Raw genomic sequence first — 23678 nt, 5'->3', positions numbered from 1 at the left:
CAACCTCGCATACCGGACATGCCCGGCGCGCGGCGCGGCGGGGTGCGCCACCCGGACGGCCCAACGCCGTCACCGCCGGGCGGGTGATTTCCGGGCTCGGACATATCCGGCGGGGCCCGTCCGGCGATCGCGCTGGCCTGCGTCGACACGCATGCCCGGCGCGGACCGCGGCGTCCCGGTCGGCGCGTGAGGAACACGACACCCGACGCGCGCGCGTCGGCGCCGACCCGGCCGTGTGAGCCTGTGCACGCCGGGGGCGGCGCACTTGCACTCCCGGTTCGCGCTTGCAGGGAGGCAGGGGAACATGGCTGGACACAAGGGGGCACGTCGCGCGGTCGGCGCGGTGCTCGCAGGGGCGACGGCGCTGCTCGGAGCGGCGGCCGCACCGGCAGGGGCGACCGGCGGCGCCGGTCAGGGGCTGTGCGCCGACGGCGTGACGGCCGTCGCCGGGGTCACCGTCGAGGGTGACGCGTGGGTCGACGGCGCGGTGTGCGACCTGACGGACGTGGTCGTCACGGGTGACCTGACGGTCTACGGCGACCGTCAGGTCACGCTCACGGGCGTCACGGTGGGCGGGGACCTCGGCGCGAAGGGCTTGGTGACCCTCACCGGCTCGACCGTGCAGGGCGGCATCCTCGCGAGCGCCGCGAGCCTCGTCGTGCAGGACTCGCACGTGTGGCACAGCGTCCGCGGCTACGCGGACACGGCCACCGTGTCCGGCTCCGTGGTCGACGGCGCGGTCAACGTGCGCGCCAAGGACCTGACCGTCGAGCTCTCGACGGTCGGCGGCTGGGCGAACCTCATCGCGTCGCAGCAGGCCGAGGTCGCGTGGTCGACGTTCGGTCGCGGCCTGACGTCGAAGGGCGCCGGCGAGCTGTGGCTGTGCGGGTCCGACGTCGCCGCGGACGTCGCGGTGCGCGGGCTGGCGAACCCGGGACGCGTCGGCGCGACGACGGCCGCCGCGGGCAACGCGTGCTCGACGGCGTCGCTGCCGGCGGACCACGCGCGTGCGGGGCTCGCGGACGCCGAGCGGGACGCGGTGAACGTCGGCGGGTGGCTCGTCGTCGAGCACAACCTCGGTGCGGTGACGCTCGCGAGCGCCACGGTCGCAGGCAACCTGTCGTGCGCGAGCAACTGGGGTGCCGTCGACTTCGTCGGGGCCACGGTCGCGGGGCTCAGCACGGGCCAGTGCTGGGCGTGACGGCCTGACCCGCGCGCCGTCGGGTCGCGTCTGCGCACGGCGGACCTGACCTGGCGCGGGGGGACGACTGCGGCGGGGCGGGACCCGGGGAGACCCGGGCCCCGCCCCGCCGTCGTGCGGGCGCCAGGTTCGGTGCTGCGGTGCGCGCCGTCGCGCTCCTGCTCAGCCCTGCGACGCGAGCCACTCGTTGACCCGGCGCTCCGCCTCCTCCGGCGAGACGTCCTCGACGCGCGTGAGGATCGCCCAGCGGTGGCCGAACGGGTCGTGCACCGCGCCGAAGCGGTCGCCCGTGACGAACGTCGACGGCTCCTCGAAGGCCGTCGCCCCCGCGTCGACCGCGGCCTTCCACACCGCGTCGACGTCCGCGCAGTACAGGACGTAGGAGTGGTCGCGCCCCTCGCCGCCCTGCGGCGCGACGAGCCCGGCGGCCGGGCTCGGGTCGCTGAGCTGGAGCCGGCCGTTCCCGAAGTCGAGCTCGGCGTGCGCGACCGTGCCGTCCGCGTTGTCGTTGCGGGACACGAGGGTCGCGCCGAACACGCGCGTGTAGAAGTCGATCGCCCGCTCGGCGCCGTCGACGACGAGGAACGGCGTGAGCGAGGTGTACCCGGGCGGGACGGGTGCGACGGCGGGCTGCCCGGCCGACCCGGTGCCCGCGGCGGAGGTGGTGCTCTCGGTGGTCTGGGTGCTCTGGGTCATGTCCCCCATCGTGCCTACGGTGGGGGCATGGCGTCTTGGACGGAGGCGACACGCGGCGCCGCGACGGACGACGCCGTCCCGGCGGCTCGCGGGATCCTGCACCCCGAGCTCGTCGGCCCGGTGTTCCGCCTCGGCCGCTACCCGGCGGCGCCCGGCGTCGACGACTACGTCGAGCACTACTGGGCGGTCGAGTGGGACCTGCCGACCGAGCGCACGCAGCCCTCGGACGTGCTCTCCCACCCGGCGCTGCACCTCACGGTCGAGGACGCCGACTCCCCGCAGCACGGCGTCGCGATGCCGGCGGCCCTCGTGCACGGCGTCCTGACCCGCCGCTTCGAGATCACGCTGCGCGGCAGCGGCCGGGTGATCGGCGCCAAGCTGCGCCCGGGCGCACTGACCGCGCTCACCGGCGCCCCGGCGCACCCGCTGTCCGACCGCGTCGTGCCGGCGCTCGACCTGTTCCCGGGCGCCGACGCGCTGCGCGACGAGGTGCTCCCCCTCGCGCGCGACGAGGACCGCTGCGCCGCGCTCGACGCGTTCCTCGCCGCCCGCCTCCCCGCCACGCCGGACCCGCGCTGCGCGACCGCGCGCGAGGTCGTCGCGCACGTCATGGCCGACCGGTCCCTCACCCGGGTCGACCAGGTCGCCGCCGCGCACGGGCTCACCGTCCGCACCCTCCAGCGGCTCACCCGCGAGCTCGTCGGCGTGAGCGCGAAGTGGCTGATCCGCCGCGGACGGCTGCAGGACGCCGTCGCCGACCTCCAGGCCGACCCGGGCGCGGACCTCGGGGCGCTCGCGGTGCGGCTCGGCTGGTACGACCAGGCGCACCTGACCCGCGACTTCACCGCCGCGGTCGGGGCGAGCCCGGCGCGGTACGCGCGCAGCCTGCGGGCGGCGGCACGGCCCGAGCAGTGACACGACCGACCCGGCGCGGCGGCGTCCGCGCCCGCGCAGGAAGCCCCCGGCGTCGGCCTCAGCCCTCCGCGGCCGCCGGCGCCGGCTCCGTCACGCTGCCGGGCTCGCAGCCGGCCACCACGACGTCCGATCCGTTGCTCACCCAGATCCAGTACCGACCGGGCTCGAGCTCGAGCTCTCCCCACGCACCCTCGCGGACCGACGTCTCGGCGGTGACCCCGCTGACGACACCGGTCTGCTCGTCGTACGTCGGCGGGGTCGCCGCGTCGCCGACGTACACCGCGGCCTGCCCGCCGTCCGACTCGAACAGCCCGCCCCTCGGGAAGTACCGCACGGCCACGTGGACCGTCCCGCCCGCAGTCGTGAACTCCGCGTGCGCCTCGCCCCGGCGGGTGGCGCCGAGCTCCGCGTGCGACCCGTCCTCCGCGCACGGGAGCGGCGCGGAGGCGGACGGGGACGGGGACGCGGTCCCCGGCCCGCTCGTGCAGCCGCCGAGCAGCACACCCACGCCGAGCACGAGCGCCGTCCCGCGCACGCCGCGCGGGCGGTGCCGCCCCGTCATCGGGGCGGCACCGATCACCGCAGCGTCACCGACCGCCGCGGCGTCAGCGCAGCGAGAAGTGGAGAGCATGTCCACCGCCGCCTCCCAGGTCGACGACGAGCGACCGGCAGCTGCCGGACCAGGCCTTGCTCGTCTTCCAGGTGTACTTCCACCAGCCGTCACCGAGCGAGCGGAGCGACGAGGCGCCCGCGTCGTCGGCGGGGACCGCGGGACCGGCAGCCGCCGGGTCCGCGCAGCTGATGGTGCGGACCTGGAGGTCGACGACCGTGGGGTCGTCGACCGGGGCACCGGCGCCGTCGAGCACCCGGAACTCGACGGGCACCGCGCGTCCGGCCTTGATCGCGTTCAGGGCCGGCGGAGCCGCGAACGGTCCCCGCCACTCCGAGACGGTCGTCGACGGCTCCACGACCACCGCGGTGACCTCGAGCCCCGTGAGACGGCTCACGGCGCGGATCGTCGCGTCGGGGGCACCCGCACCGGGGACCGGGACCTCGAGGAGGATCCCGCCCTGCGCGTCGGGGTACGCCTCGAACGTCATCCCGAGGTAGCTCACGTCGACGACCTCCTCGACGCCGTCGCCACCGACGCTCGGCTCGAAGCCGCTGAGGTAGACGCCGTAGTCGTCGCCGGGCTGCGGGGTCCCCGGCATCGTGACGCGGATCTCCTTGACGAGCTCCGCGCCGTCGGCGCCGACCCCCCTCAGCTCGAAGCGGTGCACACCGGCGGTCGCCCCGGCCGGCGGTGCGAGGACCGTCCGGACCGTGCCGTTCGCGTCGGCCACGACGGTGCCCAGCTCGACGGGCTCGGAGTGCCAGGTGATCCGGATCGGCGCGTTGCCGGCGAAGCCGTGGGCCTCGACGTCCAGCGGGTCGGTGAACAGGAACGGGGTGTTCCACAGGAACGAGTCCCCGTTGATCCGGTCCGGCTGGTCGTTCGGGTTCTCCACGCAGTCCGCCTCGGCGTCGAACCAGACCTGCCGCACCTCGCACGCCACGACGCGGAAGCCGCGGGCGTTGGGGTGGAAGAGGCCACGGGAGCGGTCGAAGCGCACGGCCTCGCGCTCGGTGCCGGGCGGCACGGTGACGTTGGCGAGCAGCGTCTCCTGGTTGTCGGCCAGGTACGTGCCCAGCGCGTCGACCGCGTCGGTCACGTCCTGCCACTCGTCACCCGTGTCGCAGTCCCCGTCGAACGGGTTGAGCTTGTTGCCCAGGCAGCCCTTGTAGTCCTCGTACTCGTCGGCGAGCGTGTCGATCAGGCGGCGCGACTCGGCGTCCCCGTTGCCACCGATGTCGAGCAGCCGCTCGACCTCCTTGTCGACGTTCGCCTGGGAGATGCCGTTCGCGAGCTGGAGGTCCGGCGACCCGGCGCACAGCGCACCGGAGCCGAACGCGTGCTGGATGTCGACGAGCTCGAGCCGCTCGTCGTCGGTGGCGCTGACCGCCCGCAGGATGCTGGAGTCGATCTTCGCGATCTTGTCGCGGGCGAAGTCGACGTCCTTGTCGCGGATGCCGCCGCACCAGGCCGGGCGGTTGCTGCCCGACGGGAGGATGTCCGGGTAGTTGACCTGGAGCACGCGGGCGTCCTCGAACGCCCCGAGAAGCTTGCCCTGCGCCCACTCCTCCTTGTCCTGGAGCCCCGCGATCTTCTGGTCGATGTCACCGAAGCGGGCCAGGTTCTTGCAGCTCCCGAGGCTCGTCACGACGGCGCGCAGCTCGCCGGGCGCGTCCGGGTACTGCTCGAGCAGCCGCTCGACGATCGCCGGCATGAGGCAGGTCTCGACGATCTTGCCGAAGCCCGCGTCGTTGCCGCCCATGCCGACGGTGACGAGGTCGACGTCCTCCGGGCCGAGCCCGGCCGCGTCGAGGCGGTCGAGCACCTGCTGCACCTGGCTCGTGCTGTCGATCTCGTCGGCCTCGACGTCGCCGACCACCGGGGGCTTGCCGCCCGGCTCGATCTCGGCGCCGCTGCACGTCTCGTCGATGAGGACCGTCTCGGCACCCGGCTCGAGCCGGTCACGGTTCAGCTTGGCGTAGTTCTCGAGGGCGCGGTGGCACGTGTTGCCCGAGCCCGCCGCGAGCAGGTCACGGCTGAACGTGTCCTCCTGCGCGCCGACCTGGAGCGGGTAGTTGCTGCCGTTCTCGTACGCGGACGCCAGGTAGTCGCTCGTGTCCGTGATCGCGTTCCCGGCCCCTTCGCCCGACTGGTAGGAGTCGCCGAGCGCGACGTACACGAACGTGTCGTCGGACGGCGGCAGACCACCGAACCCGCAGTCGCCGACATTCAGCTCGAGCGCGTGGATCTCCGCGTCGTAGGCGTCCTGCGCCCAGATCGCGGCCTTGCCCTCGTCGCGGAACGTGACGTCGTCGCACTCGAGGTCCTCGATGCGGCGCTCGTACGTCGCGAACAGGCTCGCCGTGGAGTTCTGGATGTTGTCCGCGCGGTAGATGGCCGAGCAGCCGTTGTTGGCGAGGAAGAGGTCGCCACCGCCGACGGCGATCCCGGAGCTGCCGCAGCCGCCGAGGCTGTTTCCGACCTCGCGGGAGTCGAGCAGCTCACCGTCGGTGCTGAAGTGGTAGACGGTGTACGCGACGTCGCCGCTGGTGAAGAGCGAGTCGTCGCCACCGTCGTAGGCAAGACCGTCGATGCAGCCGCCCTGCGGGACGAAGCGCCGCTCGGACGTCGCGGTGGAGCCGTCGAACGTGATCAGGTGCACCGACTGGTCGCCCGAGTCGCACGCCCACAGCTTGCCGCGCGAGGCGTCCCACGCGAGCGCGCCGATGCCGCCCATCCCGGCCACCGGGACCGTGTCGAGGCGCGTCCCGTCCTCGGGGCTCACGAGGTAGAGGTTCGCGGAGTCCCAGCACGAGAGGTAGAGCGCGGACCCGTCGAAGGCGATCCCGGTGCTCACCGAGCACGGCGGGACCTCGGCCGTGAACTGCCGCAGGACGATGCCGTCCTCGGCCGCCGAGGGCGCTGCCACGACGAGGGGGACGGCGACGACAGCGCCGAGGACAGCAAGGGATGTGGCGATGCGACGTCGAACCGAGGCGTGTGCGCCCATTCGGGTTCCTCAATAAAGTTCTCGTTCGTCACAGACGTGACGCTCGGTAAACTATCGACGTCCGCTCAGCGGGGGCAATCCGCCAAAAGAGGGGACGTCGGGTGCAATTCACGCATTTCGCACGGCTCTTCTCGTGCGTCGCGCTCGTTCTTCTCGCCGGCTGCGCCGGTGGCGGGGTCACCGCACCGCGCGCGGCCGGGCCGCCCGTCCCGCTCGACAGCCTCCCCGCATGCCGACCGCCGGCGGTCCCGGACGAGCCCGTCGAGGTCGACGGGTCCCCCGAGCTCCCCGAGGGCGGCTACCTGACGGTCGTCGAGAGCGACGGCCCCCTCGTCGTCGCCAACGGCTTCGTGCCGCTCGACCCCGTGGCGGTGCGCGCGCACTACGAGGGCGTCGCCGCGACGGTCGACGGGTGGGAGCTCGTCACGGCCGAGGACGAGGCCGTCGAGGCGGAGGTGCTCCTGCGCTCCCCGGAGCACCGGTTCTTCGTCGTCGCGCAGGCGGTGTGCCCGCAGGGCTCGGCCCTGTACCTGCGCGTGATCACCGAGTCCGAGGGCCCGTCGTGAGCCCTGGGCGCCCGGCCCCCGTCCGCCCCGCTGCCGCGCCCGCCGCCTCCTCGCACCCCGTCCGCACGCGCCCCGTCCGTGCACCGGGTCGGCGCCGGCGTCCGCACCCGGCCGGCGCGCGCCTGGTCGCCGTGCTGATCGCGCTCGCGTTCCTCGTCCCGCTCCTCCTCGTGGTCCACGGCAGCCTGCGCGGCCGAGGGCTGGCCCCCGCGACCGGTCCCGAGCTCGTCCCCGCCGGCGCGACGCTCGCCGCCTACGCCGACCTGTTCCGGGTCCTCCCGCTCGACACCTTCCTGCGCAACTCGCTGCTCGTGGCCGCCGTGGCCGTCCCGCTGACCGTCGTGGTCGCCTCGCTCGCCGGCTGGGGCATCCGGCTCCTGGGGCGCCGGGCCCGCGTCGCCGCGGTCGCCGGCGTCGTCCTCGTCATGCTCGTCCCGGCGTCGAGCGTCTGGGCGACGCGGTTCGAGGTCCTGCGGGCCCTGCGCCTCGACGGCACGGTCCTCACCCTCGCCCTGCCCGCGCTCATGGGGACGAGCGCGTTCTTCGTGCTCGTCTACGTGTGGGCGTACCACCAGGTCGACGACGACACGCTCGCCGCCGCCGCCCTCGACGGAGCCGGCCACCTGACCGCGTGGGCGCGGATCGCCATGCCGCAGGGACGCTCGGCGACGTTCGCGGTCGCGGCGCTGGCCTTCGCGTGGCACTGGGGCAACTTCCTCGACCCCCTGCTCTACGTCCGCTCGCCCGGGTCCTACACGGCGCCGCTCGGCGTCCGCACGCTCCAGCAGCTCGCGCCGACCGACTGGCCGCTGCTCATGGCCGCGGTCGCGGTGCTGGCGCTGCCGCCCGTGGTGGTGTTCCTCGTCGCCCAGCGACGGTTCCTGTCCGACGACACGCTGAGCGCGGAGGCCCGATGAGCACGACCCGTCACCCCGGCACCACGAGGTTGCGGGCGTCCGCGCTCCTCGTGGCGCTGGCCCTGGCGTCCGCCGCCTGCACGAGCAGCCCCCCGGAGGGTGACGGCACCGCCGAGGTCGAGCTCGTGTACTTCGGCGACCCGGTCGAGGCCCGCGGCTACGAGGCGATGGTGACGTCGTTCGAGGCCCAGGACCCCGGCGTCGACGTGCAGACCTCGCCGGTCGCCTCGAAGGCGGACCTGCTGGCGCGGCTCACCACGAGGTTCGCCGCGGGCGACCCGCCCGACGTCTTCCTGCTCAACTACCGGGAGTACGCCCAGTTCGCCGCCGAGGGCGTCCTCGCGGACGTCCAGCCGCTGCTCGACGCCTCCGACCTCGACGAGGGCGACTTCTTCCCCGCGCCGCTCGACGCGTTCCGGTTCGACGGCACCGACCTGACCTGCATGCCGCAGAACGTGTCCTCCCTCGTCGTGTACGCGAACGTCGACCTGCTGCGGGAGCGCGGCGTCGAGCTGCCCACCGCGGGGTGGACGTGGGACGACCTCGTCGCCGCCGCGAGCCGCGTCACCGACCCGGCGGCCGACGTGTACGGCCTCGGCACCGTCGCCTCGCTGCCGCGCCTGGCACCGTTCGTGTGGTCCAACGGCGGCTCGGTCGTCGACGACGAGACGGACCCGCACCGGCTCACGCTCGACGAGCCGGCGGCCCGCGAGGCGCTCGACTTCTTCCTCGACCTGGCGCTCGTCCACCAGGTCACCCCGCCCGTCGCCGCGGAGGAGTCGCTCGACGCGTTCTCGCGGTTCCTCGCCGGGGGCGTCGGCCTCTACCTCGACTCGCGCCGGGCCGTCCCGGCGATCCTCGACGGCGCCGACTTCGCGTGGACGGCGCTCCCGCTGCCCGTGGCCCCCGGGGGCGAGCCCGCGACCATCCTGCACGCGGACGCGTACTGCATCGCCGCCGACGGGGACGTCGACGCCGCCTGGGAGCTGGTCCGGTACGCGATGAGCGCGGACGGGCAGACGATCGTCGCGGAGACGGGCCGCATCGTGCCCTCGCGCCGCGACGTCGCCGGCACCGCGACGTTCCGCGACAGCGCACCGCCCGGGGTCGCCGAGACGTTCCTCGACAACACCACGATCGTCCGGGCGACACCGCACGTCGCCGCGTGGTCCCAGCTCGAGAAGGTCGCCGACGACGTGCTCACCGAGATGTTCTACGGCCGGGTCGGCCGGGAGGACGGGCTGCGCCGGCTGAGCGAGGAGTCCACCCGGCTCCTCGCCCGGCCGTGAGCACCGACCGCGACCGGCGCACGCCGTGAGTCGTGGGTCCGCGCGCGCCGCCTGGTGGTTCATGGCGCCGTTCTGGCTCGGCGTGGCGCTGCTGCTGGGCGTGCCCCTCGTGCTCGCCGCCGGCTACGCGTTCACCGACCACACCGGCCTCGGTGACCCCGTGTTCAACGGGCTCGACAACCTCCGCCGCGCACGTGAGGACCCGCTGCTCGCCGCCTCCCTGCGCGCGTCGTTCGCGTACGTGCTGCTCGCTGTGCCGCTGCGCCTGCTCACCGGGATCGGCCTCGGGCTGCTGCTCGCGCGCCGCGCGCCGTTCTTCCGTGGGGCGCGGGCCGCGGTCTACACCCCGTCGGTGATGCCCGACGTCGCGCTCACGCTCGTCGCCGCCTGGGCCGTCAACCCGATGTCCGGACCGGTCAACCAGCTCCTCGGGGCCCTCGGCCTCCCCGAGCCGGTGTGGCTCGCGAGCGCGTGGGGCGCACGCACGGTCGTCGCGTTCATGATGGCGCTGGCGCTGGGCGAGACGTTCCTGGTGGTCCTCGTGGCCCGGCGCACCGTCCCCGCGGACGAGTACGCCGCCGCGGCGCTCGACGGCGCCGGGCCGTGGCGCCAGCTCCGGCACGTCACGTGGCCCCGGCTCGCGCCGCTGTTCGCGCTGCTCGCCGTCCGGGAGGTCGCGGTGGCGCTGCACGTGAACTTCGTCCCCGTGTACCTGCTCACCGATGGCGGCCCCGACTCGGCGACGCTGTTCCTGCCGCTGTACATCTTCGACCAGGCGTTCGAGTTCCTCGGCTTCGGGTACGCCGCGTTCCTGTCGCTCGCGCTCCTCGTCGTCTCCGCCGGGCTCGTCGGGGCGGCGGTGCTCGTGGGCCTCGGGATCCCGGCCCTGCGCAGGCGCAGGGCCGGGCGCGCGCATCCACCGGGCTACCAGGAGCGTGGGCCGAGGGGGCTCCGCGAGCGCGGCCGTACCTGACCGGGCCACCCCGGGCGCAGTCGGGTGGTGGTCTCGAGCCGGTGCCGCCCGAGCTGCCGGCGTCGGTGCGGCGGGCGCAGGTCGTCCGTGCGGCTCACGCGCGAGCTCGTCGGCGTGAGCGCGACGTGGCTGATCCGCCGGATCGGTCGGGCCGTACAACGTTCCGGCCCGCTCGCTCGTCATCACGACATCAGCGGCCCACCGGGCCGACCGGACGAACGGGGTGGCCATGTCCCGCGACGACGCGGTCCGTGTCACTCACTCGTCCTCACCGGCCGACGCCCCGCCGGCGGCGCCGATCGATCCCTCGGAGCCGAGGGCGGCCCCGAGCTCGTCAAGCCCGGCCTCGTCAGAAGGAGTGTCGTCATGATCGTCGTGCTGCGCCGGGTCATCGCTTCGTGCTTCGCTGTCACGCTGATGTTGGTGGCGGGGCTGGCGGCGCCCGCAGCGGCGCATCAGCCCTACTGCGGGATCCACTGGGGCTCCCAGGGGAAGTTCGTCGAGCCGCACGAGAGCAGCGCCACTCTCACGAACGTCCGGGTGGGGCGCCACGCCTGCTACGACAGGCTCGTCGTCGACATGGTCGGGGCGGCGAGCGGCTACTGGGGCCACATCCAGGAGACCGACGACGGCAGGATCTATCTCAGCATCGTCGCCGCCGGCACCGTGCCGACGGAGAACTACGAGCGGTTCGAGCCCTCGGTGGCCGGATTCCGAACGTTCCGTGACGTCCGGCTCGGCAGCACCGGGACCGAGGACGTCGGGTCCAGCCAGATCGACGTGCGGCTGCGCGCCCGGCTCCCGTTCCGGGTGTTCACCCTGTCAGGTGCAGGCGGAGGCTCCGCGCCCGGGACGGAGGCCCGGCTGGTGGTCGACGTCGCCCACCGGTGGTGACGTCGGAGGCTGACGTGGGCGGCGCCGCCCGCAGGCGCCGCCGGCCCGCGGACGCACCGGGGTCCTGAGCGACCGCCCTGCGCTGGCAGCCGGCGCCGACCTGCGCCAGGGTCGTCCCACGGGGACGGCACGACAGGACGGGGTGCGGCGTGAGCGAGGCCGGCTGGCCGGTGGTCGTCATCGGGGTGGTGCTCTCCGTCTTCGCGATCGGGACGCGGTGGCTCGTGCAGCACAGCGCAGAGCAGGACCGCGTGTGGCCGTCCGGCGAGGAGCCGCCGGGGCGGCGCATCAGCGACATGACCGCGTTCGGGAAGGCGTGCCTCGGGGTGTGCGTCGTCGCGTTCGGCGGCGGGGCCGTCACGCGGCACCTCGACGCCGGCGGCTTCGGGTGGTGGACGCTCGCGGCCGTGGTGGCTGGGGCCGCCGTGGGACTCTCCGAGCGACGCCGCCTGCGCCGGCTGGGGCTGCCGCTCGTGCCGAGCGAGGCCGAGCGGCGGGCGGCGCGAGCGGCGCGAGACGAGCGCGCGTCCGAGCAGCAGGGGACCGGCGCGGCGCACCCATAGCCGGGGCCCGGTCCGCCGCTCAGTCCTCCGCGGGCGGCCCCGCCGCCGCTGCGATGCGCTCGACGGCGTCGGCGTCGTAGAAGAAGACCTCCCGGCCCTCGTCCGGGTCGGGCGCGACGTGGAACGTGGCGTGCAGCGACCCGTCGGCCCCGAGCTCGACCAGCGCCGCGCCCGAGCCGCGCACCGCCCGTTCGGCGCCCGGCCGGACCAGGGTGTCGGTGCGGTTCGCGACCCCGGGCGCGACGACGACCGGCCGGCCGGCGAACACCCCGCTCATCGCGTGGTGGTAGTGCCCGGAGAGGATGACGCGCACGTCGCTCCCGGCGAGCACCGCGGCGAGCTCGTCGAGGCCCCGCAGCCGGAGCACGCCGTGCAGGCGCGTGACGGGCGGCAGCGGCGGGTGGTGGACGACGAGCACCGTGCCGCCCGGCGCCGGCGTGCGCAGCTCGTCGCGCAACCGGTCGAGCTGGGACGCGTCGAGCCGCCCGTACCCCGCACCGGGGACCGAGCTGTCGAGCGTCACGAGGCGACGCCCGCCGACCCAGGACGTGGCGTCGACCGGGTCGTCCTCCGCCGGCGCAGTCCCGCCCCCGGCCGGTGCCGCAGCACGACCGCCACCGTCCTGGCCGAGGGCCGGACGACCGCCGCCCGCGCTGCCCTCGACGCCGCCGGCCGCCACACCGAGGTGACCGTCCCCGAGCACGCGCCGGAACGGGCCGCGCTGGTCGTGGTTGCCCGCCGCGAGGACGACCCGCGCCCCGCGCGCCCGCGCCCAGCCGCCGACGATGTCCCGCGCCGCCGCGTACGACTCGGGGCTGCCGTCGTCGGACACGTCGCCCGAGACGACCACCACGTCGGGCGACGGCAGCGCGGCGCACGCGTCCAGCACGCGGCGCGTCGCCTCGAGCGTGTCGACCGCGCCGTGGTGCAGCACGCCGGGCGCGCTCAGGTGGGTGTCCGACAGGTGCAGGATGCGCAGCGGTTGCTCGGGGAAGGTCACGCTGAACCCTAGGACGCGGCCGGCGGGGACGTCTCGCCACCACCGGCGCCCGGCAGGACCGCGCGCGACGCGTCACGGGTGCGTCGACGTCCGGCCCCGCCCCCCGGGCGTCGGGCGGACGGCTCGCGGCCCCGGCCGGAGGCCCGGTCACGGCCGGGGGCCGAGCCGGTGCGGCGACCACGAGGGCCGCCGGCGGCACGGGCCATCAGACCCGGCGCGCGGGGGCCGCGGCAGCCCCCGAATCGGTTCGGCCGGCCCGCGGCCGACGGTCCGCCCCTTCGGGACGCCCGCGGACCCGACCCCGTGGCGGCGTCCCCCGTCGGGACGAGGATGGGACGAGGCGCTCGCCGGGCCCGGCGGCGCCCGTCGGCAGCGGCTGCCGGGAGGACGCATGAGCCAGGACACGCGGGGCACCGCCGGCGTCCCGCCCGTGGTGACGGTCTTCGAGCACTACGGCGCGGGGGCCGACGAGGTCGGGCGGGCGGTCGCCGACGCGCTGGGCGTGCCGTTCCACGCGCAGGCGTTCACGTCCGAACAGCTCGAGGGCGGGGACGCGTCGGCGACCGAGCAGGGCGCGGTGCTCGCGCAGGTGTACGGGGTGCTCGGCGGCGCGTACGGGGGCCTCGAGGGCCGGGACGTCGCGACCACGCAGCGGCAGAAGTACGACCTCGTGATCGCGAACAACCTGGCCGTGTGGGAGCTCGCGGACCGGGGCGGCGTCATCGTCGGGCGCAACGGGGCCGTCGTGCTCGCCGAGCGTCCCCGCACGCTGCACGTGCTGCTGACCGGCGACGTCGAGGACCGGGTCGACCGCGCCGCGCGCACGGCGGGCGTCCCCGCGAGCGCGCGGCGGCTCGTCAGCGGGTCGAGGACCGGGTGCGCGCCGAGATGTCGCTCGCGCTGTACGGGTGGGACCCGCGCCTCCCAGACCGGTACGACCTGGTGATCAACACGAGCCGCATCCCGGTGGACCGCGCGGTGTCGACCGTGGTGCACGCCGTGGCGGGCACGGCAGGCTAGGGGCCGGAGAGGGAGGTGGTGTCGTGGAGCTGCGCACCGAGGTCCTGGGGACGGGCGGCACGACGGCGGGGATCGTCGTGCCCGACGACGCGGTCACCGCGCTGGGCGGCGGCCGGCGCCCCAAGGTCGTCGCGACGGTCAACGGCTTCACGTACCGGACGAGCATCGCGGCGATGGACGGGCGGTTCCTGGTCCCGCTGAGCGCCGAGCGGCGCGCCGCCGCCGGGGTCGCGGCCGGTGACGCCGTCGACGTCACGCTCGAGCTCGACACCGCGCCGCGCGAGGTCACGGTGCCCGAGGACCTGGCCGCGGCGCTGGATGCGCAGCCCGGCGCCCGCGCCCGGTTCGATGCGCTGTCGTTCAGCAACCGCCAGCGGCACGTGCTCGCGGTCGAGGGAGCCAAGGCCTCCGAGACGCGCGCGCGACGCGTCGAGAAGGTCGTCGCGGCGATGACGGACCAGCCCGGCGACTGACCTCCCGCGTCGGCCGCTCCCCCGCACGCGCGCAGTCTGCGGCTCGTCGGCGCGACTCCCGAGCACGCCCCCGGGACCCTGCCCCCACGCACGACGACGGCCGGGCGGTCGTCCGCCCGGCCGTCGTCCCGCCCGTCCCCCGACGGGCGGCTTCCGCTCAGACCTCGTCGGCCGGGCGGGGGCGCGCGTCGACCCCACGACGCGCGCGCTCGTCGGTCTCCCACTGCGCGTGGGCGACCTCGTACCGGGCGTGCCCGTCCGCGTCACGCTGTGCGCGCCGCGCGCCGATCTCGCCGACGATCCGCTGGAACACCGCGTCGGTCAGCGGGTAGAACGCCATGATCAGCAGCGAGAGCAGGATGAAGCCGGAGACCAGGGCGCCGGACCACAGCTGGATGCCCGCGACCGTCGTGTCGGTCTGCAGCAGGCCCTCGGTCGCGCGCTGGGAGCTGAAGGCGGCGATCCCGAGCGCGTACGCACCGGCGGCGCCGCCGACGGCCTGGCCCATCTTGCGGGTGAAGGAGAACAGCGCGTACGTCGTGCCCTCGGTGCGGACGCCCGTCTTCCACTCGCCGTACTCGACGGTGTCGGCCTCGAGCGCCCACATGAGCGTGTTGACGCCGCCCATGCCGATCCCGATGAGGAAGAACCCGAGAACCGCGACGAACGGCAGCGACGGCGGCGCGAACGCGAGCAGCACCCCGGCGAGGATGCCGATCACGCCGAGCACCAGGAACCCGTTCTTCTTGCCGAACCGGGCGACGATCCGCGGGATGTACGAGGCGATGAGGAACGTGCCGACGGCCTGCGCGAGCGCGTTCCAGGCGATGTACTGCGCGTCCTGCAGCACGTAGATCGCGTAGTAGGCGGCGAGCGTGCTCAGCGCGGTCAGGCCGGTGAGGAACGCGAGGCTCCCGGCGCACAGCCACAGCAGCGGCTTGTTGCGGCGCAGCGTGTCGACGCTCTCGCGCAGGGTCGGGGCGGCGACGTCGCGCTGGACCTGCTCCTTGACCGTCTTGACCGTGTACAGGTACAGGACCATGCCGAGCACGACGAACAGGGCGGTCGTGACGAACAGCGAGTTCTGCAGCCCCTCGGGGTCGCCCGTGAACCGCTTGATCTGCGGCGCGACGACGAACGACAGCATGAGGATCGTGATGTTGGAGCCCCAGACGCGCCACGACGCCAGCTTGGCGCGCTCGGTCGGGACCTGCGTCATCGCGGGGGCGATCGAGCCGTAGGGGATGTTGACGAGGCTGTACAGGGTGCCCATGAGCGCGTAGGTCACGTAGGCGTACAGCAGCGCCGACGTCTGGCCCATGTCGGGGAAGAACGTCTTCGCCGAGAAGATCGCCATGCTCGACAGGAGCAGCGGGAGCGAGAACACGAGGATGAAGGGCCGGAACTTGCCGAGCCGCCCTGGCTTCTTCGCGTCGACGAGGCGGCCGGCGACGAGGTCGGCGAGCGCGTCCCAGAAGCGGATGAGCAGGAACATCGTGCCGATGGCGGCGGCGCCCAGGCCGACGACGTTCGTGTAGTACAGCAGCAGGAACGCCGACGACATCGAGAACGCGAGGTTGTTCGCGGCGTCCCCGGCGGCGTAGCCGGAGTAGTTGCGCCACGTCAGCCTCGTCGGGGCCACGGCGGCGGCGGGGGCGGCCGGCTCAGAGACGACGGTCATGGAGATCTCCTCGGGTGGCCGGCACGCTGGCCGGATCGGTGATGAGACGAGTCAGGCACCGGCGGCCACGGCCGAGCAACCGGTTGCCACGAGTTGCTGGGGCCGCCCGCGTCCGGGGCGCTGCCGGCGGCGCACGCCGCGACGTGCGGGGCCCGGCCCTCGTCGCGCGGGCGGTGAGACCGCAGGTCGCGTGCCCGCCGCCGGCGCACCGGCCGGGAGCGCGCACCCGGCGGGCGGGGCACACGGGGTCCGGCGGCAACAGGCGACAACCGATTGCCGGGGCGCGCCGGGCGTCCCGACGATGAGGCCATGGCGAACCTGACCCTGGACCCCGACCGCCTCCTGCCGGCGGACTCCACGCTGCGTCCGATCGCGCGGGAGCTCTACGACGCGGTGCGCGGGCTGCCGATCATCTCCCCGCACGGCCACGTGCCGCCGCAGTGGCTCGCGGACGACGTCCCGTTCGCCGACCCGACGTCGCTCCTCATCACCCCCGACCACTACGTGACCCGGATGCTGCACGCGCAGGGCGTCCCGCTCCACGACCTCGGCGTCGGGCAGGGCGAGCTCAGCCCCGAGGCGTCGCGCGCGGCGTTCCGGCTCCTGTGCGCGCACTGGGGCGCGTACCGCGGGACCCCAGTGAAGCTCTGGTTCGAGTCCGAGCTCGTGGACGTGTTCGGCCTCGACCTCGCGCCCTCGGCGGGGACGGCCGACGACCTCTACGACGCGATCGCCGAGAAGATCGCGACGCCGGCGTTCCGGCCCCGCGCGCTCTACGAGCGGTTCGGCATCGAGGTCCTGGCCACGACCGACGACCCGGCCGACGACCTGCGCCACCACGAGAAGCTCGCGGCGGACCCCACGTGGCACGGGCGGGTCGCGCCGACGTTCCGCCCCGACAAGTACCTCGAGCCCGCGACCCCGGCCTGGAACGGCCTCGTCGACCGGCTGGGCGAGGTCAGCGGCGCCGACACCGGCACCTACGCGGGCTGGGTCGCGGCGATGGAGGACCGCCGGGCGTACTTCGCGGCGCACGGCGCGACGTCGAGCGACCACTCGCACCGCGACGCCCGCATGGAGCCCCTGCCCGTCGCCGAGGCCGAGCGCCTCTACGCCGCCGCCCGCTCTGGAGCGATCACGCGCGACGAGGGCGACGCCCTGCGCCGCGACCTCCTGTTCCAGATGGCGCGCATGGCGTCCGAGGACGGGCTCGTCATGACGCTGCACCCCGCGGTGCACCGCAACCACCACGCCCCGACGTTCGACCGGTACGGCGCGGACGTCGGCGCCGACATCCCCGTCGCGGTCGAGTTCACCGACGCGCTGCAGCCGGTGCTCAGCGCGTTCGGGACCTCGCCCGGCTTCCAGCTCGTGCTCTTCACGATCGACGAGACGGTCTACTCGCGCGAGCTCGCGCCGCTCGCCGGCTTCTACCCGTCGGTGTACGTGGGTGCGCCGTGGTGGTTCATCGACGCCCCCGAGGCGATGGGCCGGTTCCGCAGCGCCGTCACGGAGTCGGCGGGCTTCACCAAGACGTCGGGGTTCATCGACGACACGCGCGCGTTCCTGTCGATCCCGGCACGGCACGACGTGAACCGGCGGATGGACTCCGCGTTCCTCGCGAGGCTCGTCGCCGACCACCGGCTGACGCTCGACGAGGCGCTCGACACGGCGGTCGACCTCGTCGTGACCAACCCGAGGAAGGCCTTCCGCCTGTGAGCACCCCGATTGGCACCGTCCCCGTCCTGTCCCGCGCGGGGGGCCACGGCCGCCCGGCCGCCCCCGTCCGCATCGTGCACCTGGGCCTCGGCAACTTCTTCCGGGCGCACCAGGCCTGGTACACCGACCACGCGCCGGACGCCGACGCGTGGGGCATCGCGGCCTTCACCGGCCGGTCCGCCGCGGCGGCGGAGGCCCTCGCGCCGCAGGACGGGCTGTACACGCTCGTCACGCGCGCCGCCGACGGCGACTCCTTCGAGGTCGTCTCCTCGGTCTCGGCCGTCCACGCGGCGACGGACCACGAGGCGTGGCTCGGGTACTGGGCCGCGCCGGAGACCGCGGTCGTGACCCTCACGGTCACCGAGGCCGGCTACCTGCGCGCGGACGACGGCGGGCTCGACGTCACGCGGGACGACGTGCGCGCGGACGTCTCGGCGCTCGGCGGCGACCCCCGGGCCGTGGTCGCGACGACCCCGGGCCGGATCGTCGCCGGCTACCTCGCCCGCCGCGCGGCCGGCGCCGGACCGCTCGCCGTCCTGCCGTGCGACAACCTGCCCGAGAACGGCCCGGCGCTGCAGCGCGTCGTCGACGACCTGATCGACGCCGTCGACCCCTCGCTCGCGGCCTGGGCCGAGGAGAACGTGGCGTTCGGGACGACGATGGTGGACCGGATCACGCCCGCGACGACCGACGAGAACCGGGACGCGGTGCGGGCGGCGCTCGGCGTCGAGGACGCCTCACCCGTGCCGACCGAGCCGTTCTCCGAGTGGGTCGTCGCCGGCCGGTTCCCGAACGGACGCCCCGCGTGGGAGGCGGCGGGCGTCACGATGGTCGACGACGTCCTCCCGTTCGAGCAGCGCAAGCTCTGGCTGCTCAACGGCGCGCACTCCCTGCTCGCGTACGCGGGCTCGGCGCGCGGCCACGAGACCGTCGCCGACGCCGTCGCCGACCCGGTGCTGCGGCGGTGGGTCGAGGACTGGTGGGACGAGGCCGCGCACCACCTCACGCTGCCCGCCGAGGACGTGGCCGACTACCGGCGCGCGCTCGTCGAGCGCTTCGCGAACCCCCGGATCCGGCACGTGCTGGCCCAGATCGCCGGCGACGGCTCGCAGAAGATCGGGGTGCGCATCGTCCCGACGCTGCGCGCCGAGCTCGCCGCCGGACGCGTGCCGACCGGTGCGGCGCGCGCCGTCGCCGCGTGGACCTGCCACCTGCGCGGGCTCGGGGCGCCGGTCAAGGACGCGCGCGCGGACCACGTGCGCGCGCTCGGGCAGGGCTCGCTCGCGGAGTCGGTCGACGCGGTGCTCGGCTTCCTGGGCGCCGACCTCGCCGCGGACGACGGGCTGCGGGCGGCGGTCCTGACGGCGGCCGAGGAGCTCACGGCGGGCGCGGACCGGCCCTGACGGCGTCGGCGCGGCGCGCCCGGACGGCGTCGGCGCGCCGCGCCCGGACCGCGCACGCGGTGGGCCGGGGCACCGTGCGCCGACCCGTCCCCGGGCCGGCGGTCAGCCGACGACGTCGTACGTCAGGTGCACGGCGTTCGACGTCGCGCGCACGCTGCGCTGGACGAGCGCGCGCGGGACGCCGCCGGTGAACAGCGGCGTCCCGCCGCCGAGCACGACGGGCGCCAGGTGCAGGATGAGCTCGTCGAGCAGCCCGGCGTCGAGCGCCGAGGCGACGGTCGCCCCGCCGCCCATGAGGACCACGTCGAGGTCCGTCCCGCGGTCCGCGGACGCCGCCTCCGCCCGCTCGCGCGCCGCGCGGACGGCGTCCGGCAGGCCGGTGGTGACGAAGGTCCAGTCGAGGTGGGAGAGCCGCACCCGCTCCGGCACGGAGCTCGTCACGACGACGAAGGGGGGCGTCGCGACCTCACCGGCGCCGTAGCCCCTCGTGTCGTCCCAGCCGCCGGGGCCGTCGACCACGTCGAACAGCCGGCGCCCGAGCACGACGGCACCGGACCGCGCCGTCGCCTCCCGCAGCACGCGGCGCTCCGCCGGGTCGTCCGAGAACGCCCACGTGTGCAGGGCCTCGCCCCCGGTGCCCATGCCGTTGTCCGGGCCGGGGTCGGGCCCGGTGACGAGACCGTCCAGGGAGACCGAGATGTCGCCGACGATGCGTGTCATACGGGGGCAGACCGGTGCGCGGGCCGGATCTCATCGGCCGGGCCGGGCCGTGACCCGACCGTGCGCCGGTCGGACGCCGCCGGCCCGGCGGCCGTCAGACCAGCCCCGCCTCGTGCACGCAGATCGCGATCTGCACCCGGTTCTCGACGCCGAGCTTCGCGAACAGGCGCCCGACGTGCGACTTCACGGTCGCGACGCTCATGTAGAGCTCCGCGGCGATCTCCGAGTTCGACAGCCCGCGCCCGATCCCCACGGCGACCTCGCGCTCGCGCTCGCTCAGCACCTCGAGCCGGCCCGCGGCCTCGCGGCTGCGCCCCGGCGGGCTCTCGGCCCGCACGGTCGCGATGAGCTGGGCCGTGACGCTCGGCGAGAGGATCGGCCGACCGCCCGCGACCGCGCGCACGGCGCCGACGAGCTCCTCGGGCGGGGTGTCCTTGAGCAGGAAGCCGACGGCCCCCAGGCGCAGCGCGCTGACGACCATGTCGTCGGTGTCGAAGGTCGTGAGGACGACGACGCGCGTCTCCGGGTCGGCGGCGAGCAGGCGCTCGGTCGCCGCGAGCCCGTCGAGCCGCGGCATGCGGATGTCCATGAGCACGACGTCGGGGCGCTCGGTGCGCGCGAGCTCGACGGCCTGGAGCCCGTCGGCCGCCTCACCCACGATGACGAGCCCCGGGTCACCGCCGAGGATGAGCCGCAGCCCGGCGCGCACGAGCGCGTCGTCGTCGACCACGAGCACCCGGACCACGGGCAGCGCCGCGCTCACGCCGGCCACGGCAGCCAGGCCTGGACCGCGAAGTGGCCGCGGTCGACGGCGGTCGTGAGCTCCCCGCCCGCGAGCTTGGCGCGCTCGGACAGCCCCGCGAGGCCGACCCCGGGCGGTGGCCCGGACGTCGCGTTCGGCGCGAGGGGGACGGGGTTGCGGGCGCTGAGCACGAGGCGCTCGCCGGGGCGGCCCCCGATCTCGAGGCGCACCGGGAGGCCGGGGGCGTGCTTGCGGGCGTTCGTGAGGGCCTCCTGGAGGATGCGGTAGGCGCTGCGGCTCGTGCTCTCGGGCAGCGCGCCGAGGTCGCCCTCGGACGCGCCGCGGCTTGTGAGCGTCAGCGTGCACGTCACCGGGTTGCCCGCCGCGCGGGCCTCGTCGATCAGCTCCGGCAGCGCCGCGAGCGTGGGCTGGGGTCGCTCCGGGGGTGCGCCCGGGTCGCCGTCGCGCAGCACGCCGAGGACCTCCCGCAGCTCCGCGAGCGCGAGCTGCGCGTTGTCGCGGATCACCTCGGCCGTCTCGACGGTCTGCTCGCGCGTGAGGTCGTCGCGGTAGACGAGACCCCCCGAGTGCATCGCGACGAGCGAGATCCGGTGCGCGAGGACGTCGTGCATCTCGCGGGCGATCCGGCCGCGCTCCGCGGTGCGGGCCTGGTCGACGCGCGCCGCCTGCTCGCGCTCGGCCGTCATGGCCCGCTGCTCGAGCGACGCGAGCAGCTCGCGCTGACCGCCGATGTAGAAGCCGATCGCGACGCACAGGACGAAGAAGAACCCCGCGACGAGCGTCGTCGCCCACCAGGGCACGGGCTGTGACGGCACGTAGACCCGGTCGTACACGAACCCGGCGGCCACCCAGACGACCGCGACGGGCAGCAGCTCCCGCAGCCAGCGCCGGCGCGTGGCGAGCGAGATGAGGATGACCACGACCGCCCCCGCGCTGAACGCCGAGACGCTGCCGATCAGCGTCGCGAGCAGCGCGACCGCGAGCGGGGCACGGCGGCGGAACAGCATGAGGACCAGGCACACGACGCCGGCGGCGAGGTCGAGCAGGATCAGGCCCTCGCTCTCCGGCGGGAGCGACTCGAGGGCGAACCCCAGCAGGACGAAGCCCGTGAGCACGGCCACCGTGAGGCGCCACGTGGTCCCCCACGCGCTCACGGGCGGCGGCGTGAAGGGCGGTGTCGCGGGCATGCTCGCAGCGTAGGTCGCGGGCCGGGCGCCGGGCATCAGCCCCAGGTCGAGGCGCGGGCCGCCGACCCCCGACCTCGGTCGACGCGTCAGGCCCTCGGCCTGAGGTCCCTCAGTGGTCGAGCCCCGCGATGGCCCGCAGCGCGGCCACGTGCCGGGCGTACGCCGCCGACCCCTCGGGCGACAGCGAGATCCACGTGCACGGACGCCGGCCGACGCGGCCCTTCTCGACCTCGACGTAGCCGGCCTTCTCGAGCAGCGCGACCTGCTTGGACAGCATCGGGGTTGTGACCTCGACGCTGTCCCGCACGGCACCGAACTCGGCCTTGAGCACCCCGGACAGCGCGGCGACGACGGAGAACCGCACCGCGTGGGTCAGCAGCTCGTCGAGGTCGCGCCGGGGGTGGGTCAGCCCGGCGGCGTCGGGGGCGGCCGGCGCGGGGGCGGGCTCGGCCGGGGTCATGCGCGGCGCTCGCGCACGGCGCCGACGACCATCGGCAGCGCGACGACGACCGCGGCCGGCACCCAGAACCCGGCGTCGCCCTCGGGGCGGGCGACCCCGCACGCGATCGCGACGGCGTAGAGCGCGAAGCTCGCGGCCCAGTAGCGGGACGTGCGCTGCTGCGTCCCCGGCAGGTGCGCGGTGCGGCGCCGCTCCCACCACGCGGTCGCGGCGATCAGCACGCCCCAGGCCGCGAACACCGCGAACCCGACGAGGTCGGAGCGGACGAGGCCCACGGCGAGCGTGAGCAGGCCCATCCCGATCCCGGTGACGGCGAGCTTGGTCGAGGCCCAGCGGGCGCGGGCCCGGAGCCGGTCGGACGTGCGGGCGGCGTCGGCGAGCGCGTCGCGGGCCGCCTCGGGGGTCATGTCGGTCATGGGTGCCACTGTGGCATCTGGTTACCGATGTGGCAACTAGTTGTCGGTGCGGTGCCCCCATAGGGGTGAAACACGCTGCGTGCGAGCCGAGAACCGGATAAACCGGGCATCCGTGTCGGTGCGTACCCCTAGGGTGGGCGCGGCTTCACCATGCCGGCCTCACCATGACGGCCGTCTCACCGCGACACGACGAGGATCACGTGACCCACGACCAGCAGGGCTCTACGCCGGCGAACGAGCCGCAGGGGACCCCCGCCACCGACACGACGACGCCCAGCACGCTGAGCTTCGACAAGGCCCCGGCCGCCCCCGCGTCCACCGACGCCGGCGCCGCGACCACGACCGACACCGCCGCCCCCGCGGTCGCGACGGCCGACGCGCCGTACCCGCCCGCCGACACCACGGCGTACCCCGCTGGCGGCTACGGCCAGCCGGGCTACGGCCAGCCCGGCTACGGCCAGCCGCCCGTCGCCCGCGGGACCGACGGCATGTCGATCGCCGCGCTCGTCACCGGCATCCTCGGCCTCGGCTTCATCCCGGTGATCCTCGGCGTCCTGGGCCTCAAGCGGACCAAGGCCAACGGCACGTCGGGCCGCGGCCTGGCGATCGCGGGCATCATCCTCGGTGTCCTGTCGTTCATCGCCTGGATCGTCCTCGCGATCAGCCTCTTCGTCGCGAGCAACGCGATCCGGGAGTCCGTCGAGGAGGCCGGCGGCCTCGATGAGCTCACCCAGCAGCTCGAGGAGCTCGAGACCCCCGCCCCCGAGGCGACCGACCCGGCGACCGACGGCACCGACGACCTCGCCGCGAGCGCGACCCCGCTCAAGGACGTCGCGCCCCTCACGGTCGGCGCGTTCACCACGACGGGCCTGACGGACGAGGCGACCATCACGGGCGCCGGCGCGCTCGAGGCGTACACCGCGTCCTACACCGACGGCGCGTCGACGGTCGAGACCGTGCTCTCCAACTGGTCCAGCGGCACGGAGGCCACGGCGTTCGCCACGGCGCAGACCACCGGCTTCGCCGCCGAGACGCTCACGGACTCGGGCGAGTTCGACGCCGTCTCGCAGTACTGGGTCTACGACGTCGAGGGCGTCACCACCCTCATCGCGACGAACGACTCCGCGACGCTCACGTTCACCGGGCCCGCGGACGCCGTCTACGCGCTGTACAACGAGTACCCGCTGTGACCTCCTGAC

Annotated in this window: 23 protein-coding genes; 13 read left to right on the top strand and 10 right to left on the bottom strand. The window is 75.0% G+C overall.

Translation table 11 applies throughout. The features are described from left to right. Positions 1-304 precede the first annotated feature (304 nt). The gene (locus tag CCE01nite_RS07435) at positions 305-1201 is read left to right on the top strand and encodes a hypothetical protein (RefSeq protein ID WP_141372132.1); all 897 of its coding nucleotides are present in this window, start codon (positions 305-307) and stop codon (positions 1199-1201) included. A gap of 162 nt (positions 1202-1363) precedes the next feature. Here the strand turns inward: CCE01nite_RS07435 and CCE01nite_RS07430 are convergent, their stop codons facing one another. After that, positions 1364-1897, bottom strand: coding sequence for a VOC family protein (locus CCE01nite_RS07430; protein ID WP_034633778.1), 534 nt, complete (start codon positions 1895-1897; stop codon positions 1364-1366). Between the two features lie 27 nt (positions 1898-1924). Between CCE01nite_RS07430 and CCE01nite_RS07425 the strand changes: the two genes are divergently transcribed. Next, entirely contained in the window at positions 1925-2812 is an 888-nt protein-coding gene (locus CCE01nite_RS07425) for a helix-turn-helix domain-containing protein (RefSeq protein WP_052104378.1), read from the top strand. A 58-nt stretch (positions 2813-2870) separates the two neighbouring features. Here CCE01nite_RS07425 and CCE01nite_RS07420 read toward each other — a convergent pair whose 3' ends face one another. Continuing rightward, positions 2871-3374 (bottom strand): hypothetical protein, encoded by a 504-nt coding sequence (locus CCE01nite_RS07420; RefSeq protein ID WP_141372131.1) that lies wholly within the window; start codon positions 3372-3374, stop codon positions 2871-2873. Between the two features lie 43 nt (positions 3375-3417). Further along, positions 3418-6354 (bottom strand): PxKF domain-containing protein, encoded by a 2937-nt coding sequence (locus CCE01nite_RS07415; RefSeq protein WP_034633786.1) that lies wholly within the window; start codon positions 6352-6354, stop codon positions 3418-3420. Between the two features lie 182 nt (positions 6355-6536). Between CCE01nite_RS07415 and CCE01nite_RS07410 the strand changes: the two genes are divergently transcribed. From CCE01nite_RS07410 to CCE01nite_RS07385, 6 genes are all read left to right on the top strand, one after another. After that, entirely contained in the window at positions 6537-7001 is a 465-nt protein-coding gene (locus CCE01nite_RS07410) for a hypothetical protein (RefSeq protein WP_034633791.1), read from the top strand. Between the two features lie 131 nt (positions 7002-7132). After that, positions 7133-7918 carry a carbohydrate ABC transporter permease gene (locus CCE01nite_RS07405; RefSeq protein WP_052104379.1) on the top strand — a complete coding sequence of 262 codons (786 nt, stop codon included), beginning with the start codon at positions 7133-7135 and terminating at the stop codon, positions 7916-7918. Beyond that, entirely contained in the window at positions 7915-9207 is a 1293-nt protein-coding gene (locus CCE01nite_RS07400; protein WP_052104380.1) for an ABC transporter substrate-binding protein, read from the top strand. Before CCE01nite_RS07405 ends, CCE01nite_RS07400 begins: the two co-directional genes overlap by 4 nt. Positions 9208-9232: 25 nt before the next feature. Next, positions 9233-10180 (top strand): carbohydrate ABC transporter permease, encoded by a 948-nt coding sequence (locus tag CCE01nite_RS07395; RefSeq protein ID WP_141372130.1) that lies wholly within the window; start codon positions 9233-9235, stop codon positions 10178-10180. Positions 10181-10546: 366 nt separating this feature from the next. After that, positions 10547-11074: an AMIN-like domain-containing (lipo)protein gene (locus tag CCE01nite_RS07390; RefSeq protein ID WP_052104382.1), complete on the top strand. Its 528-nt coding sequence runs from the start codon at positions 10547-10549 to the stop codon at positions 11072-11074. A gap of 149 nt (positions 11075-11223) precedes the next feature. Continuing rightward, positions 11224-11637 carry a hypothetical protein gene (locus tag CCE01nite_RS07385; RefSeq protein ID WP_034633793.1) on the top strand — a complete coding sequence of 138 codons (414 nt, stop codon included), beginning with the start codon at positions 11224-11226 and terminating at the stop codon, positions 11635-11637. Positions 11638-11656: 19 nt separating this feature from the next. On the opposite strand, the gene CCE01nite_RS07380 is transcribed toward CCE01nite_RS07385, so the two are convergent. Then, the gene (locus tag CCE01nite_RS07380) at positions 11657-12637 is read right to left on the bottom strand and encodes a metallophosphoesterase (RefSeq protein WP_052104383.1); all 981 of its coding nucleotides are present in this window, start codon (positions 12635-12637) and stop codon (positions 11657-11659) included. A 391-nt stretch (positions 12638-13028) separates the two neighbouring features. Here CCE01nite_RS07380 and CCE01nite_RS21275 point away from each other — a divergent pair, with 391 nt between their 5' ends. Together CCE01nite_RS21275 and CCE01nite_RS07370 are read left to right on the top strand one after the other, a co-directional pair. Then, positions 13029-13583: a cytidylate kinase family protein gene (locus CCE01nite_RS21275; RefSeq protein WP_170223949.1), complete on the top strand. Its 555-nt coding sequence runs from the start codon at positions 13029-13031 to the stop codon at positions 13581-13583. Positions 13584-13680: 97 nt separating this feature from the next. Next, a complete protein-coding gene (locus tag CCE01nite_RS07370; protein ID WP_141372128.1) occupies positions 13681-14130 on the top strand; it encodes a YdeI/OmpD-associated family protein in 450 nt (149 codons plus the stop codon). Between the two features lie 157 nt (positions 14131-14287). Here CCE01nite_RS07370 and CCE01nite_RS07365 read toward each other — a convergent pair whose 3' ends face one another. Beyond that, positions 14288-15811 (bottom strand): glycoside-pentoside-hexuronide (GPH):cation symporter, encoded by a 1524-nt coding sequence (locus CCE01nite_RS07365; RefSeq protein WP_141372127.1) that lies wholly within the window; start codon positions 15809-15811, stop codon positions 14288-14290. A 309-nt stretch (positions 15812-16120) separates the two neighbouring features. On the opposite strand from CCE01nite_RS07365, the gene uxaC reads away from it, so the two are divergent. Together uxaC and CCE01nite_RS07355 are read left to right on the top strand one after the other, a co-directional pair. After that, on the top strand, positions 16121-17530 hold the full coding sequence (gene uxaC / locus CCE01nite_RS07360; RefSeq protein ID WP_141372126.1) for a glucuronate isomerase: 1410 nt from the start codon (positions 16121-16123) through the stop codon (positions 17528-17530). Continuing rightward, positions 17527-18933: a mannitol dehydrogenase family protein gene (locus CCE01nite_RS07355; protein ID WP_218026453.1), complete on the top strand. Its 1407-nt coding sequence runs from the start codon at positions 17527-17529 to the stop codon at positions 18931-18933. The genes uxaC and CCE01nite_RS07355 overlap by 4 nt, the downstream gene beginning before the upstream one ends. A 102-nt stretch (positions 18934-19035) precedes the next feature. On the opposite strand, the gene CCE01nite_RS07350 is transcribed toward CCE01nite_RS07355, so the two are convergent. From CCE01nite_RS07350 to CCE01nite_RS07330, 5 genes are all read right to left on the bottom strand, one after another. Then, positions 19036-19653 carry a dihydrofolate reductase family protein gene (locus CCE01nite_RS07350; RefSeq protein ID WP_034625037.1) on the bottom strand — a complete coding sequence of 206 codons (618 nt, stop codon included), beginning with the start codon at positions 19651-19653 and terminating at the stop codon, positions 19036-19038. A 94-nt stretch (positions 19654-19747) separates the two neighbouring features. After that, positions 19748-20425 carry a response regulator gene (locus CCE01nite_RS07345; protein ID WP_141372125.1) on the bottom strand — a complete coding sequence of 226 codons (678 nt, stop codon included), beginning with the start codon at positions 20423-20425 and terminating at the stop codon, positions 19748-19750. Continuing rightward, the gene (locus CCE01nite_RS07340; protein ID WP_034625071.1) at positions 20413-21603 is read right to left on the bottom strand and encodes a sensor histidine kinase; all 1191 of its coding nucleotides are present in this window, start codon (positions 21601-21603) and stop codon (positions 20413-20415) included. Before CCE01nite_RS07340 ends, CCE01nite_RS07345 begins: the two co-directional genes overlap by 13 nt. Positions 21604-21712: 109 nt before the next feature. Further along, entirely contained in the window at positions 21713-22063 is a 351-nt protein-coding gene (locus tag CCE01nite_RS07335; RefSeq protein WP_052103457.1) for a winged helix-turn-helix domain-containing protein, read from the bottom strand. After that, positions 22060-22479 carry a hypothetical protein gene (locus tag CCE01nite_RS07330; protein WP_141372124.1) on the bottom strand — a complete coding sequence of 140 codons (420 nt, stop codon included), beginning with the start codon at positions 22477-22479 and terminating at the stop codon, positions 22060-22062. Before CCE01nite_RS07330 ends, CCE01nite_RS07335 begins: the two co-directional genes overlap by 4 nt. A 200-nt stretch (positions 22480-22679) precedes the next feature. Between CCE01nite_RS07330 and CCE01nite_RS07325 the strand changes: the two genes are divergently transcribed. Next, positions 22680-23669, top strand: a complete 990-nt coding sequence (locus CCE01nite_RS07325; RefSeq protein ID WP_052103456.1) for a DUF4190 domain-containing protein — start codon at positions 22680-22682, stop codon at positions 23667-23669. Positions 23670-23678 lie beyond the last annotated feature (9 nt).

It is taken from the genome of Cellulomonas cellasea, from assembly GCF_006538745.1.
In the GTDB taxonomy this organism is placed as follows: Bacteria; Actinomycetota; Actinomycetes; order Actinomycetales; family Cellulomonadaceae; genus Cellulomonas_A; species Cellulomonas_A cellasea.
Note: the sequence above shows the minus strand (reverse complement) of the source record. Positions and strands in the feature narration are given on the sequence as shown.

Bases quoted from the DNA above. Each gene is read 5' to 3' on its own strand.
- CCE01nite_RS07435 (WP_141372132.1), top strand. From the start codon at position 305: ATGGCTGGACACAAGGGGGCACGTCGCGCGGTCGGCGCGGTGCTCGCA.
- CCE01nite_RS07430 (WP_034633778.1), bottom strand. From the start codon at position 1,897: ATGACCCAGAGCACCCAGACCACCGAGAGCACCACCTCCGCCGCGGGC.
- CCE01nite_RS07425 (WP_052104378.1), top strand. From the start codon at position 1,925: ATGGCGTCTTGGACGGAGGCGACACGCGGCGCCGCGACGGACGACGCC.
- CCE01nite_RS07420 (WP_141372131.1), bottom strand. From the start codon at position 3,374: ATGACGGGGCGGCACCGCCCGCGCGGCGTGCGCGGGACGGCGCTCGTG.
- CCE01nite_RS07400 (WP_052104380.1), top strand. From the start codon at position 7,915: ATGAGCACGACCCGTCACCCCGGCACCACGAGGTTGCGGGCGTCCGCG.
- CCE01nite_RS07390 (WP_052104382.1), top strand. From the start codon at position 10,547: ATGATCGTCGTGCTGCGCCGGGTCATCGCTTCGTGCTTCGCTGTCACG.
- CCE01nite_RS21275 (WP_170223949.1), top strand. From the start codon at position 13,029: ATGAGCCAGGACACGCGGGGCACCGCCGGCGTCCCGCCCGTGGTGACG.
- CCE01nite_RS07365 (WP_141372127.1), bottom strand. From the start codon at position 15,811: ATGACCGTCGTCTCTGAGCCGGCCGCCCCCGCCGCCGCCGTGGCCCCG.
- uxaC (WP_141372126.1), top strand. From the start codon at position 16,121: ATGGCGAACCTGACCCTGGACCCCGACCGCCTCCTGCCGGCGGACTCC.
- CCE01nite_RS07350 (WP_034625037.1), bottom strand. From the start codon at position 19,653: ATGACACGCATCGTCGGCGACATCTCGGTCTCCCTGGACGGTCTCGTC.
- CCE01nite_RS07340 (WP_034625071.1), bottom strand. From the start codon at position 21,603: ATGCCCGCGACACCGCCCTTCACGCCGCCGCCCGTGAGCGCGTGGGGG.
- CCE01nite_RS07335 (WP_052103457.1), bottom strand. From the start codon at position 22,063: ATGACCCCGGCCGAGCCCGCCCCCGCGCCGGCCGCCCCCGACGCCGCC.
- CCE01nite_RS07330 (WP_141372124.1), bottom strand. From the start codon at position 22,479: ATGACCGACATGACCCCCGAGGCGGCCCGCGACGCGCTCGCCGACGCC.